12 protein-coding genes are annotated in these 13601 nt (G+C 71.6%); 10 read left to right on the top strand and 2 right to left on the bottom strand.

The genetic code is table 11. The annotated features are described in order from the left end of the window. Positions 1–102 precede the first annotated feature (102 nt). Entirely contained in the window at positions 103–1368 is a 1266-nt protein-coding gene (locus tag VET29_RS18555) for a hypothetical protein (protein WP_324921920.1), read from the top strand. A gap of 51 nt (positions 1369–1419) precedes the next feature. Here VET29_RS18555 and asnB read toward each other — a convergent pair whose 3' ends face one another. Then, positions 1420–3345 (bottom strand): asparagine synthase (glutamine-hydrolyzing), encoded by a 1926-nt coding sequence (asnB, locus tag VET29_RS18560; protein WP_324921966.1) that lies wholly within the window; start codon positions 3343–3345, stop codon positions 1420–1422. 191 nt (positions 3346–3536) lie between these two features. Between asnB and VET29_RS18565 the strand changes: the two genes are divergently transcribed. From VET29_RS18565 to VET29_RS18595, 7 genes are read left to right on the top strand one after another with little or no spacing between them, the layout of a single operon-like run. Then, positions 3537–4340, top strand: a complete 804-nt coding sequence (locus VET29_RS18565; protein ID WP_324921922.1) for an MBL fold metallo-hydrolase — start codon at positions 3537–3539, stop codon at positions 4338–4340. Continuing rightward, positions 4337–4588 carry a hypothetical protein gene (locus tag VET29_RS18570; RefSeq protein WP_324921924.1) on the top strand — a complete coding sequence of 84 codons (252 nt, stop codon included), beginning with the start codon at positions 4337–4339 and terminating at the stop codon, positions 4586–4588. The genes VET29_RS18565 and VET29_RS18570 overlap by 4 nt, the downstream gene beginning before the upstream one ends. Further along, positions 4585–5196, top strand: a complete 612-nt coding sequence (locus VET29_RS18575; RefSeq protein ID WP_324921926.1) for a DedA family protein — start codon at positions 4585–4587, stop codon at positions 5194–5196. Before VET29_RS18570 ends, VET29_RS18575 begins: the two co-directional genes overlap by 4 nt. Beyond that, a complete protein-coding gene (locus tag VET29_RS18580) occupies positions 5180–7273 on the top strand; it encodes a phage holin family protein (RefSeq protein WP_324921928.1) in 2094 nt (697 codons plus the stop codon). Before VET29_RS18575 ends, VET29_RS18580 begins: the two co-directional genes overlap by 17 nt. Further along, entirely contained in the window at positions 7263–8357 is a 1095-nt protein-coding gene (locus VET29_RS18585) for an alkaline phosphatase family protein (protein ID WP_324921930.1), read from the top strand. The genes VET29_RS18580 and VET29_RS18585 overlap by 11 nt, the downstream gene beginning before the upstream one ends. A 10-nt stretch (positions 8358–8367) precedes the next feature. Continuing rightward, on the top strand, positions 8368–9138 hold the full coding sequence (locus tag VET29_RS18590) for a cyclase family protein (RefSeq protein WP_324921933.1): 771 nt from the start codon (positions 8368–8370) through the stop codon (positions 9136–9138). Continuing rightward, positions 9135–10724, top strand: coding sequence for a thiamine pyrophosphate-binding protein (locus tag VET29_RS18595; protein WP_324921935.1), 1590 nt, complete (start codon positions 9135–9137; stop codon positions 10722–10724). The genes VET29_RS18590 and VET29_RS18595 overlap by 4 nt, the downstream gene beginning before the upstream one ends. 19 nt (positions 10725–10743) lie before the next feature. On the opposite strand, the gene VET29_RS18600 is transcribed toward VET29_RS18595, so the two are convergent. Continuing rightward, positions 10744–11703, bottom strand: a complete 960-nt coding sequence (locus VET29_RS18600; RefSeq protein WP_324921937.1) for a magnesium transporter CorA family protein — start codon at positions 11701–11703, stop codon at positions 10744–10746. An 82-nt stretch (positions 11704–11785) separates the two neighbouring features. Here VET29_RS18600 and VET29_RS18605 point away from each other — a divergent pair, with 82 nt between their 5' ends. Further along, positions 11786–12232 carry an SRPBCC family protein gene (locus VET29_RS18605; protein ID WP_324921939.1) on the top strand — a complete coding sequence of 149 codons (447 nt, stop codon included), beginning with the start codon at positions 11786–11788 and terminating at the stop codon, positions 12230–12232. Between the two features lie 113 nt (positions 12233–12345). Continuing rightward, complete coding sequence (locus tag VET29_RS18610) at positions 12346–13566, top strand: exonuclease domain-containing protein (RefSeq protein WP_324921969.1); 1221 nt, start codon at positions 12346–12348, stop codon at positions 13564–13566. The last annotated feature ends 35 nt before the right edge of the window (positions 13567–13601 follow it).

Genomic DNA, 13601 nt, shown 5'->3' on the forward strand with positions numbered 1-13601 from the left:
GAACGTGACCTACCGGCAGTTCGCGGAAAGCGCTACCACGGCGCTCGGCACCCGGCTAGGTTCGTGTCACCCGTTCGGGTGACCAACGACGAAGGTGGATAGATGGGCAGTAGAAGAGCTGTGGTGCTGGGGGCGGTCGCGACCCTCGCACTGCTCGCCGGGGTGGCGAACGCCAGCGCGGCACCGTCCGGATCGGACGGACACGGGGTCGGGATCGACGCGCATCTCCGGCAGGCGCGTACGGCGGCCGACGATCCGCCGCTGTCGCAGTTCATCCCGGTGAACCCGTTCCGGGTGCTGGACACCCGAGACGGCCGCGGACCGGTCGGCCCGAACGGCACGACCGTGGTGGACCTGTCGGCGCAGCTGCCTAGCAACGCGACCGCCGCGGTGCTGAACGTGACCGGCACGGAGCCGACCGCGAGCACGTTCATCTCGGTGTACCCGGCGAGCGGGTCACGCCCGGCCGCGTCCAGCCTGAACCTTTCCCGCGGCCAGACACGGGCGAACCAGGTGAGCGTGGCGGTCAACGCGGACCGCGCGGTGGCGTTCTACAACCTCGCGGGCAACACGCACGTGGTGGCCGACCTCGCGGGCTACTACATCGACAACATCAACGCGGGCGCCGGTTCCCGGTACACCGCGCGGACACCGCAGCGGATCGCCGACACCCGCGGCGGCAGCCCGCTTCCGGGCGGCTCGGCCATCGTGCTCGACCTGTCGTTCCTGCCGGCCTCGGCGACCGCGGTGACGTTCAACCTGACCGGCCTGGACGCGTCACAGCCCACCGTCGTGTCCGCGTTCCCGGACGGACAGTCCGTGCCGCTGGTGTCGAGCCTGAACCTCGGCCGGAACGAGATCGTGCCGAACCAGGTCACGGTGCAGATCGGCGGCAACCGGCAGGTCGACGTGTACAACGCCTTCGGCTCGGTGAACCTCGTCGTCGACGTGGTCGGTTTCTACTCGACCAGCCAGGGTGACTTCTTCGCGCCGATCCCGCCGGAGCGGGCGATGGACACGCGGCCGGGCAAGGGACTCAACGGCGCGCCGGGCAACTTCATCGGGCTGTTCGGCTGGGGTGAGCAGACCGGTCCGGGCACCATCTCGGCGGTGGCCGGCAACCTGACCGCGACCAACCCGGGCAACGCCCAGTACGTCGTGGTGTGGCCGGGTGGTGCGGCGCGGCCGACCGCCTCCAACCTGAACCTGGTCGCCGGCCAGACCGCGGCCAACGCGGTCAACGCCGGGATCGGGTACGAGCCGCTGATCAACGGCGGCAAGCGGACGGTCAACTTCGCGAACAACGCCGGCTATGTCGACGTGATCTTCGACATCTCCGGGTTCTTCGTGACGCCGCCGACGCCCTGACAGCGGACGAAGGCGCCCGGACGGTCCACCGACCGTCCGGGCGCCTTCCCGTCAGAGCTTGACCGGGTAGGCCGGCTCCGGGACGCGCACCTTGATGCGGTTCTCCACGAAGATGCCGTGCCACAGCATGAACACGATAAGCGCCCACAGCTGCCGGCTGCGGTCCCGGTCCCCCGTGCGGTGCTCGTCGAGCAGGGCGAGGACGGCGCGGCGGTCGAGGTGCTCGTCGGTCTGGGACTCCGTGACGATGGCCCGTGCCCACTCGTACATCTCGTCGCGTAGCCACAGGCGGATCGGGACCGGGAAGCCGAGCTTGCGGCGGTTCAGCACGTGCGGCGGGATGATCCGCTTCAAGGCCTGACGCAGCGCGAACTTCGTGGTGCCGCCGGCCAGCTTCATGTACCGCGGCAGGCGGGACGCGACCTCGAACACCTCGGTGTCGAGGAACGGCACCCGCAGCTCGAGCGAGTTGGCCATCGTCACCTTGTCGGCCTTCACCAGGATGTCGCCGCGCAGCCAGGTGAACAGGTCGACGTGCTGCATGCGGGCCACCGGGTCCCAGTCCCTGGACACCCGGTACCAGGGCATGGTCACGTCCTTGAACCCGATGTTCTCGTTGTAGTGGCGCAGCACGGCCCGCAGCTGCTGGTCGCGGAAGTTGCGTGCGTTGCCGTAGTAGCGGTCCTCGAGCGACAACGCGCCCCGGCGCAGGAGGTCCTTGCCCCGCACGCCTTCCGGGATCTTCGTCGACACCTTGCCAAGCACGCGGCGCATGCCGTCGGGCATCTTCTCGAACGCGGCCAGCGACACCGGCTCGTTGTAGATCGTGTAGCCGCCGAACAGCTCGTCGGCACCCTCGCCGGACAGCACCGCCTTGACGTACTTGCGTGCCTCACGGGCGATGAACCACAGCGGCACGAGCGCCGGGTCGGCCACCGGATCGTCCAGGTACCACACGATCAGCGGCAGCGCGTCCATCATCTCCTGCGCCGACACGGTCTTCACCACGTGCCGCACGCCGATCGCCTCCGCCGTCTCGGCGGCGACGTCCACTTCGGAGTAACCCTGGCGCTCGAACCCCGTGGTGAACGCGATCAGGTTCGGGTTGTACTCCTTGGCGAGCGTCGCGGTGGCGGTCGAGTCGATGCCGCCGGAGAGGAACGCGCCGACGGTGACGTCCGGGTCGGAGATCATGTGCTTGCCGACCGAGTCCCGCATGACGGCGGCGATCTCGTCGTAGAGCTTCTCCGAGTCCGGCACCGGCTTGGCGTCGAACGTCGGGAAGAAGTACCGCTGGAACTGGATCCGCTGACCGGGACGGACGTGGAAGAACGTGCCGGACTCGACGCGGCGGATGCCGGTGTGCATGGACTCCGGCTCCGGGACGTACTGGAGGACCAGGTAGTGCTGCAGTGCCCGCCGGTCCAGCTGCTCGCGGACACCCAGCGGGCCGGACAGCTCCAGCAGGCTCTTCTTCTCGCTGGAGAACGCCACGCCGCCGGGGCCGCCCGACCAGTACAGCGGCTTGATGCCGAACGGGTCCCGCGCGCCGAAGACGACCTTGTCCTGGGCGTCCCAGATCAGGAACGCGAACATGCCACGCAGCTTGCGCACGGAGTTCGGCCCGAGGTGGTGGAACGCGGCGACGATGGCCTCGCCGTCCCCGTTGGTCCGGAACCGCACGCCGTACCGGTCGGCGAGCTCCTTGCGCAGCTCGCGGTAGTTGTAGATCTCCCCGTTGAAGTTGAGCGTGTAGCGCGTCGGGTTCTCCGGCGGGCCCCAGACCAGCGGCTGGTGCGAGTGCTCGAGGTCGATGAACGCGAGCCGGTTGAACCCGTAGACGACCTCACCCTGCGCCCACGTGTCGGTCTCGTCAGGGCCGCGGTGGCGCTGGCAACGCATGGCGGCGCGGATGGCTTCCCGACGGGCGACGGCGTGTGCCTCGGTGGGGCAGATCAGTCCTAGTAGGCCGCACACGCGTGATCTCACCTCGCTACTTCATTGGGGGATGTCACCCACTATGCCCTACGGCGACTGTCGCCGGGACGTGTGGGGCGACTGTCAGGTTGCACCCGCAACCGGAACTGTGCGCATCGTCGCCGGGTACTCCGCGCGGCTCACCCCGCGGTGAGCGACGCCACGCGCGGCGGACTGTAATACTCGATGGCGTGGTCTCTCTTGGTCTGCGGTTCGTCGGACACTCCACCGTGCGGATGGAGCTGGCCGGTCACGTCGTGCTGACCGATCCCGTGCTCACCAACCGGGTGTCGGCGCTGACCAGGGTGACACCGCCCGCCACGGCCGCCGACCGGGCCGACGTCGACCTCGTGCTGCTGTCCCACCTGCACGGGGACCACGTGCACCTGCCGTCGCTGCGGCTGCTGCATCCGCATGTCCGGGTGGTCGTGCCGCGCGGCGCCGGGGACTGGCTGCGGTCCAAGGGCGTGCGGCGGGTCGACGAGCTGGCGCCCGGGGAGGAGCTGACGCACGGTGACCTGCGGATCATCGGGGTCCGGGCGGAGCACTCCGGGCACCGCTGGGGACCGCGGCTGACACACGGTCCGCAGGCCGAGGCGATGGGGCACGTCATCGAGGGCGGCGGGCGCAGGGTGTACGCCGCCGGGGACACCGACCTGTTCCCGGAGATGGCCGGGCTGGGCGAGCTGGACGTCGCGTTGCTGCCGGTGTGGGGGTGGGGGCCGACGCTGGGGCCCGGACACATGAACCCGGAGCGTGCCGCCGCGGCCGTCGACCTGCTGAGGCCGAGGGTCGCCGTGCCGGTGCACTGGGGGACGCTCGCGGTCGCGGGGCTGCCGAAGGCGCCGGGGCGGCACGGGCGGCGGATGCGGCACCTCCTCGAACATCCGCCGGTCGAGTTCGCCGCGGCCGTGGCGGATGCCGGCTCGCCGACGAGGGTTCTGGTCACCCGCCCCGGCGAGAACGTCCGCCTGCCGGACACGGTCAGGTCATGACCGATGCGCCGGTGACCACCGCCGCGCGGCGCTCCCTCGCGGCACCCGCTACCGCGAGCGGCACGCCCGCCGACGCCGACGCCCGGCCAGACGCCGAGGGGCCACACGATGCCCCGCTGTCCACGTTCAGGGCGCGGCCAGCGTCCTCACGGCGCCGCGGCCGGCCAGGACACCGCCGCGACACCGACACCCCTGCCGTACGCACCAACACCAGGACGCCGGCCCTCGCGGGCGAGGGGCCGGCGTGAGCGGGATCTTCGGTGTCGACTGGAGCCACCCGTCGTCGATCGGGTACCCGGTCATCTTCGGGGGCGTGCTGGTCGGGTCGATAGTGCCGATCCTGCCGACCGGCGCGGTCGTCGGCGCCGGTGCCGCGCTCGCCATGACCGGCCAGCTGAACCTGGCCCTCGTCGTGCTCTGCGCGGTGGCCGGCGCGCTCATCGGCGACCTCGTCACGTTCGTCGCCGGGCGCGGGGGTCGCGGACCGCTGTCCCGGTTCTTCGAGCGGCGGCAGTCGGCCGAGAAGCTGGCCGGTGCGCGGGAGAGGTTCGGCCAGCGGGGCTGGCTGCTCATCGTCGTCGGCCGGATGGTGCCGGCCGGGCGCATCCCCGTGCTCCTCGCCGCCGGGGCGCTCGACTACCCGTGGCGCAGGCTGCTCCCCGCGGTCGCCGGCGCGTGCCTGCTCTGGGCGGTCGCCTACGCGCTGCTGGGCGTCGTCAGCGGTGGGCTGTTCGACAACCCGCTGGTCGCTACGCTCATCGCGACGACCCTGATCCTGGTGATCACGCTCGTCGTCGGGCTCGTGTCGCGCCAGCGGGAACGCAAACGCAAGAGAGGCCATGTCACCACAAGCTGACCAGGGGAGACTCCTCCGAGGTGGGCGTGAGATCGCCCGCCTCGTGCTCGTCTGGGCGCTCGTGGCCGTCGCGCTGCACCTGCTCGACCTGTGGCTCGTCGACTTCGCCATGCCCTACTGGTGGCAGCCCATCGCCCTCGCGGCCATGCTGGGCGTGCTCAGCGCGGGCGTGTGGCCGCTGATCATGCGGTTCGCGCCGCACGGCACCGTGCTGTTCCTCGGACTCGGCTCGTTCCTGCTGCTCGGCGCGGGTGTCCTCGGCATCTCGTTCGCGATCCCGGATGTCATCGTGGCGAACCTCGAGACCGCGGTGGTGGTCGTGGTCGTCATCGGCGCGGTGTCCGGCCTGGTGTCCAGCGGCCTCGCGATCGACGAGGACGAGGTGTTCTTCCGCCGTGCCGCCCGCCGGTTCCGCCGGGACGGCGAGGACATGGCCGACGGGCCGCCCGGCGTGCTGCTGCTGCAGATCGACGGCCTCGGCTACGACACCGTCCGCCGCGGCATCCGCGACGGGGACCTGCCGACGCTGTCCCGCTGGCTCGAGGAGGGCAGCCACGTCCTCACCGACTGGCACTGCGACTGGAGCTCCCAGACCGGCGCGAGCGTGTGCGCGCTGCTGCACGGCAGCGACGACGACATCCTCGGCTTCCGCTGGTACGAGAAGGACCGCGACCACGTGATGGCGTGCGCGCACCCGAACGACGCGGCCGAGATCGAGCGCCGGCACTCCACCGGCCAGGGGCTGCTCGCGAACGGCGGCGCGGCCCGCGGCGGCCTGTTCACCGGCGACGCCGACCACGTCAGCTTCACGATGAGCGCACTCCCCTTCCTGACCAGGGGCAGGCGGCGCGACGGGATGGGCTCCGGCTACTACGCGTACTTCGCCAACCCGGTCAACGTGCTGCGGACGTTCGGCTCCGCGCTGGTCGACGTGCTGCGCGAGATCTCCGCGTCGCTGCGCCAGAAGCGGGCCGGGGTGCGGCCGAGGGTCAAGCGCGGCCCGTTCTTCCCGTTCGCCCGCGCCGGCACCACGGTCATCGCCCGCGACCTGGTCGTCTCCGCGATCATCGGTGACATGCTGGCGGGCCGGCCGGTCGTCTACGCGGACTTCCTCGGCTACGACGAGGTCGCGCACCACACCGGCATCGAGCGGTTCGACGCGCTGGCCGTCATCCGGGCCATCGACCAGCAGATCGGCAGGCTGTACCGGGCGGAACGGCTCTCGCCCCGCCGCTACCACCTCGTCGTGCTGTCCGACCACGGCGTCACCCAGGGCTGGGCGTTCACCAACCGGTTCGGCGAGTCGGTCCAGGAGCTGGTCGGCCGGCTGTGCGGAGGGCGCCCGCCTGCCGATGGCCGCAAGCCGCCCCGGTCGGCCTGGCAGCTCGGCGCGGCCATGACCGAGGCGGCCACCGGTTCCGGGCCGATCGCGCTGGCGCTGCGGCGGCGCGCGGCGTGGGCGGGCACCCCGGACCGCCAGCGCGACGCCGAGGGGCAGCCGGCGGCCGTGGCCCGCGCGGCGCCCGGCGTGGTCGTGGTGGTGTCCGGGCACGTCGCGATGGTGTCGTTCACCGAGCACCCCGGCCGGGTCGACCTCGAGACGATCGAGCGCGAGTTCCCCGACCTGCTGCCGGCGCTCGTCGACCATCCCGGCGTCGGGTTCATGCTGGTCCGCAGCACGCGGTCGGGACCGGTCGTGCTGGGCCGCGACGGCGTGCGGCGCCTCGACATGACCGGCGACGACGCGGTGACCGGGGAGGACCCGCTGGCCAGGTACGGCCCGCACGCCGCCGACCTGGTCCGGCGCACCGACGGGTTCGCGCACTGCCCGGACATCATCGTCAACAGCCGGTACAACGAGGTCACCGACGACGCGTCGCCGTTCGAGATGCACGTCGGCTCGCACGGCGGGCTGGGCGGCGGGCAGTCCCGCGGGTTCCTGATGTACCCGGCGAGCCTGCCGGCGCCCGGCGAGATCATCGGCGCCGAGCGGCTGCACCGGGTGGTGCGGGACTGGCTGACCCACCTGGGCCACCCCGTGCCCGCACCGTCCGCGGAGCTGGTCCATGACGCCTGACTACGACCGCTCGCTCGCCTCCGTGCTGCCCGGGCTGCTGGCCGAGCCGGCACGGGCGGTCGCGTTGCTGCTGGTCGACGGGCTGGGCGCGGAGCTGCTGTCCGCCCACGCCGCCGACGCCCCGTTCCTGGCCGCCCTGCCCGACGCGGGCCCGCTGACCGTCGGGTTCCCGTCCAGCACGGCGACCAGCCTCGCGTCGCTGGGCACGGGGCTGCCGCCGGGCGGACACGGGTTGCTGGGCACGTCGCTGCGGCTGTCCGACGAGATCGTGATGGAGACGCTGCGCTGGACCGAGCACGGCACGCAGGGTGGCGTCGACCTGCGGGAGTCGTGGGTGCCGGAGTCCGTGCAACCGGCGCACACGGTGTTCGAGCAGGCCGCGGCGGCCGGGATCGGGGTGACCGTCGTGTCGCAGCCGAGGTTCCAGGGCTCCGGGCTGACCAGGGCGGTGCTGCGTGGGGGCACCTACGTAGGTGCGCACGCGTTCGGCGACCTGGCCGCGGCGACGCTGACCGCGCTCGGGACGCCGGGCAGCCAGCTGGTGTACGGCTACCACGCCGACCTCGACGCGATGGGGCACGTGCACGGGCCGGGGTCGCTGCCGTGGCGGCTCCAGCTCGCACAGGTGGACCGGCTGGTGGAGACGGTCGCCACGCGGCTGCCCGCCGACGCCGTGCTGGCGGTGACGGGTGACCACGGCATGGTCGCGATGGACCGTAGTTTCGACGCCGACACCCACCCCGACCTGCGCGCGGGCGTGCGCACGCTCAGCGGCGAGCCCCGTGCCCGCCACGCCCACGCGGAGCCGGGCGCCGCGACGGACGTGCTGGCGACGTGGCGGTCGGTCCTCGGCGACGACGCGTGGACGGTGTCCCGGGAGCAGGCGATCGACGAGGGCTGGTTCGGGCCGCTGTCGCCGCGCTTCGCCGACCGGATCGGCGACGTGCTGGCCGCCGCGCGCGGCACGTCCGGCGTGATCCGCTCGACGGCCGAGCCGTTCCTGTCGCGACTGGTCGGCCAGCACGGCTCGCTGACGTCCGCGGAGCAGCTCGTGCCATTGCTCATGGCGCGTGGCGTGCGGTAGACCTGCCCTCATGCCGCTGCTCACGGACCTGCTGGACGCGCTCTCCGGCGGTCAGGTCGAGATCGTCGACCTGACCGCGCCCCTGTCGGCCGACACGCCGATCCTCCAGCTGCCACCGCCGTTCGCCAACACGATCCCGTTCTCGCTGGAGCTGATCAGCCGCTACGACGCGGACGGGCCCGCCTGGTACTGGAACAACATCCACACCGGCGAGCACACCGGGACCCATGTGGACGCTCCGGTGCACTGGGCGTCCGGCAAGGACAAGGCCGACGTGTCGCAGCTGCCGCTCGGCAACATGGTCGCGCCCGCGGTCGTGGTCGACATGTCGGCGCGGGCGGCGGAGAACCCGGACTTCCTGCTGTCCATCGAGGACGTCAAGGAGTGGGAGGCCGCCAACGGGTCGCTCCCGGCCGGCTGGCTGCTGCTGCGCACGGGCTGGGACGAGCGGTCCACCGACGCCGCCCGGTTCCTCAACGCCGACGAGACCGGGCCACACACGCCGGGCATCGCGCCGGAGTGCGCGCGGTGGCTTGCGGAGGACACGCCGCTTCTGGGGCTCGGCGTGGAGACGGTCGGCACGGACGCGGGCGCCGCACACGGGTTCGAGCCCGCCTTCCCGTGCCACCACTACTTCCTGGGCGCCGGGAAGATGGGGCTGACGCAGCTGCGGAACCTCGCGTCGCTGCCGCCGACCGGGGCGGTGCTGGTGGTGTCACCGCTGCCGATCATCGGTGGGTCCGGCAGCCCGGCCAGGGTGTACGCGCTGGTCGAGCGGTGAGCACGGCGGACCTGGTCGGCTCGACGCTCGCCGAACTCGGTGTGGCGCAGGCGTTCGGCGTGGTCGGCAGCGGGAACTTCGTGGTGACCAACGCGTTGCGGGCGGGCGGGGTGCCGTATGTGGCCGCCCGTCACGAATGCGGCGCGACGGTGATGGCCGACGCGTACGCCAGGATGAGCGGCCGGCTCGCGGCGGTCTCGCTGCACCAGGGCTGCGGGCTGACCAACGCGATGACCGGAATCACGGAGGCCGCGAAGAGCCGGACCCCGCTGCTGGTGCTGACCGCCGACACCGCGGGCTCGGCGGTGACCGCCAACTTCCGCATCGACCAGGATGCGATGGTCACCGCGGTCGGCGCGGTGACCGAGCGGGTCCACTCCCCCTCCTCCGCCGTCGCGGACACCGTGCGGGCGTACCGGACGGCCGTGCAGGAGCGGCGGACGGTGGTGCTGAACCTGCCGCTGGACGTGCAGGCGGCGCCGGCCGTCGCCGCGCCGCTCACGGTTCCCGTTACGCCGCGACCGGTTCGGCCGCATGCCGACGCGGTCGCGGCACTGGCCGAGGCGCTGGCGAAGGCGCGGCGGCCGGTGTTCGTGGCCGGCCGCGGCGCCCGCCACGCCGGCCGGGAGCTGCGGGAGCTGGCCGCCGCCGCCGGCGCGCTCCTGGCGACCTCGGCGGTCGCGCACGGGCTGTTCGCCGGGGACCCGTGGTCGCTGGGCATCTCGGGTGGGTTCGCGTCGCCACGGACGGCGGAGCTGATCGCCGGCGCCGACCTCGTCGTCGGCTGGGGCTGTGCGTTGAACAGGTGGACGACCAAGCGTGGCGAGCTGCTCGGCGGCACGGTCGTCCAGGTCGACCTGGACCCGGCGGCGTTCGGGGCGCACAACCGGGTCGACCTCGGCGTGGTCGGCGACACGGCGGAGACGGCGCGGGACGTCCTCGCCGTACTGTCCACACAGGACGGTTACCGGACGGCGCCGGTCGGTCCGGTGCGGTGGCGGGACGTGCCGTACGAGGACCGGTCCACCTCGGACCGGATCGACCCGCGCACGTTGAGCGCCCGGCTCGACGAGCTGCTGCCGGCGGACCGGGTCGTCGCGGTGGACTCCGGCAACTTCATGGGGTACCCGAGCGCGTACCTGTCGGTGCCGGACCAGTACGGCTTCTGCTTCACGCAGGCGTTCCAGTCGATCGGCCTCGGGCTGGCGACCGCGATCGGCGCGGCGCTGGCCCGACCGGACCGCCTCCCGGTGGCGGCACTGGGCGACGGCGGGTTCCTGATGGGCGTGGCCGAGCTGGAAACCGTGGTGCGCCTTGGCATCCCGATGGTGATCGTGGTGTACGACGACGCGGCGTACGGAGCCGAGATCCACCATTTCGGCGCCGACGCGGACCTGTCGACCGTCACCTTCCCGGACACCGACCTGGCCGCGCTGGCCGCGGGCTTCGGCTGTCAGGGCCTGACCGTCCGCACACCGGCCGACCTGGACGGGATCACGACCTGGTCCCGCGACCGTCCACTCCTGATCGACGCGAAACTCACGAACGACGGCGGGTCGTGGTGGCTGGCGGAGGCCTTCGGCTAGGCACCGCTGGACTGGGTTGTCACAGCCAGTCGCGGTGTTTGAACAGGACGTACAGCCCGCCGCCGATGGCCAGGATCACGGCCGTGGACAGCCAGAAACCCCAGGCCTGACCGAAGCCGGGATAGGGGACGTTCTGGCCGTAGAACCCGGTGATGGCGGTCGGCACGGCGATGATGGCCGCCCAGCCCGTCACCTTCTTCATGATCAGGTTGAGGCGGTTGCTCTGCAGGTTCAGCTGCGTCTCGCGGAAGGTGGCGACCAGCTCGCGCAGCGAGTCGGTCCACTCCGTCACGCGCAGGACGTGGTCGTAGACGTCCTGGTAGTACGGCGCCATCGCGCTGCCGGAGCGCCGGGTCAGCGTGTTGATCACCTCGCGCATCGGCACCACGACGTGCCGCAGCATCCCGAGGGACCGGCGCAACGTCAGCGCCCGCCGCAGCATGAGCCGGTCGGCGGGGCGCTCGTCGAAGATCATGTCCTCCAGCTTCTCGATGTGCTCGTCGAGCGCCTCGACCATGTCGAACTGGGTGTCGGCCACGTAGTCGAGCAGGCCGTGCACCAGGAAGTCGACGCCGTTGCCCGCGAGGTGCGCGAGGTCGTCCCACCGCTTGACCACCTGGTCGATGTCGAACCGGTCGCCGGGGCGGACCGTGACGACCGCGCGCGCGGTGATGAACACCCCCAGCTCGGCCTTGCTCAGCCGGAGCGTCGCCTGGTCGAGTGACACCGCGTAGGCGGACAGGTAGGAGTGACTGTCGTACTCGTCGAGCTTCGCCCGCTGCCGCGACTGCACCGCGTCCTCGACGGCGAGCTCGTGCAGGCCCAGCTCGTCGGCGATCAGCGCCAGGTCGTCCTCGGACGGGTCGCCGAGGTCGAGCCAGATCGTCAGGCTCTCGTCCCGCAGGTGCTCGGAGATGTCCTCCGGCGGGAAGCCCTCCGCGACGAGCTTCCCGTCGCGGTACAGCCGTGTGCGTGCCACCGCTCAACAGTAGACACCCGGTCGCCGTCCGGCATCCGCTCTGGGATGATGCCGGCCAGCACCCACTGCCCGAGGAGGCGGCATGGCCGGTCAGTTCGAAGGCACCGCGGAGATCGACCGACCGATCGCCGAGGTGTTCGCGTTCCTCGCGGCCGGGACCAACGACCCGAAGTTCAGCCCCCGCGTGCAGCGGATCGAGAAGAAGACGGACGGCCCGGTCGGCGTGGGCACGGTGTTCGTCAGCACGGTGAAGGACGCGGGAATGACGACGGGACGGGAGTTCCGCATCACCGAGCTCGAGGAGCCCACGAAGATCCGCTGGGCCGAGCAGTCGAAGAACCTGGTCACCGCGGTTGAAGGTGGCTACGACCTGACCGATCTCGGCGACGGCCGGACCCGGCTGCGGGTGTTCAACGTCCTGCAGGGCAACGGTTTCGGCAAGCTCCTCGCCGGCTTCGCGCTCAAGGCGGCACAAAAGGACGCACCGGCGTTCGCGAACCGCATCAAGAATGCGGTCGAGGCCTCGTAACCCTTCCGCGGTAACGAGACCGCATCGATCAACATCGCTACGAAACACAGCCGTTCCCAGCCACGAAAACACGGCTGAGTTCGACCTGGGGTAGCGACGAGAAATCGGTGAGAATGTCCAACTTGGGGTATGCCGTCGTCGATGTCGAGACGACCGGCCTGTTTCCGGGGCGTCATGACCGGGTGGTGGAGATCGGGGTCGTGCTCGTCGACCGGGCGGGCCGCCAGGTCGACGAGTGGGGCACGCTGGTGAACCCCGCCCGAGATCTGGGACCACAGCACATCCACGGCATTCGGTCGAGCGACGTGCTGCGGGCGCCGTCCTTCGCCGAGATCGCCGGCGATCTGGCCGCGCGGCTGGCCGGGCGTGTCGTCGTCGCGCACAACCTGAGTTTCGACCTGCGTTTCCTGATCGCCGAGTTCGAGCGCGTACGACTCACGGTCCCGCTGGACTACGAACGTGGTCTCTGCACGATGATCCTGGCGAGCCGGTATCTCACCGACGCGGCACGTTCACTGGCGGCATGTTGCGCGTCCGCGGGAATCGACCACGCCAACCCGCACTCGGCACTGCATGACGCACGTGCCTGCGCCGAACTGCTCGCGTTCTTCATCAGGAGCGCGGGCCGGCCGGAGCCGTGGCGGGTCCTGTTCGCCGCGGGCCGGGACCCGTGGCCGCCGCTGCCGAGGCCGTGCGGTCGCACGAGTCCCCGGACGCTCGCCGAGGCGGTGCCACCGGCGTTCCTGGAACGCCTGATCGACCGGCTGCCGCGGGTCCAGCAGCCCGCACGCGCCGACGAGTACCTGGCCCTGCTCGACCGCGCGCTGCTGGACCGGCACCTCTCGGCGAGCGAGCAGGAGGGCCTGATCGAGGTCGCGCGGGCACTCGACCTGACCTACGCGGACGCCCTGGTCCTCCACCGCGACTACCTCACGGCACTCGCCACGGCGGCCTGGTCGGACGGCGTCGTCACCGACGACGAGCGGCAGGACCTGCGAAATGTCGCCGGCCTCCTGGGCCTCGGCGAACTGGACGCCGAGATCGCCCTGCGAACGGCACGGACGACGGAGGCGGAACCGCGGTGGGGCCAGTTCCGCCTGCGGCCGGGCGACCTGGTCGCGTTCACCGGCCAGATGGCCGGCGAGCGCGCGGAATGGGAGAACCGCGCCATCCGCGGCGGCCTGAAGGTGACCGGGGGTGGCGTGACCAGACGAACCAGGATCCTCGTCGCCGCCGACCCGGACTCCCTTTCCGGAAAAGCGGTCAGGGCACGGCAGTACGGCATCCCGATCGTCACCCCGGAGGCGTTCGAGAAGCTCATGAAGCAGCTGTGAAACCGGAGCCGTGAACCCGGGCGCCGGGAACACCG

The sequence above is a fragment of the Actinophytocola sp. genome, assembly GCF_035634895.1.
GTDB lineage: Bacteria > Actinomycetota > Actinomycetes > Mycobacteriales > Pseudonocardiaceae > Actinophytocola.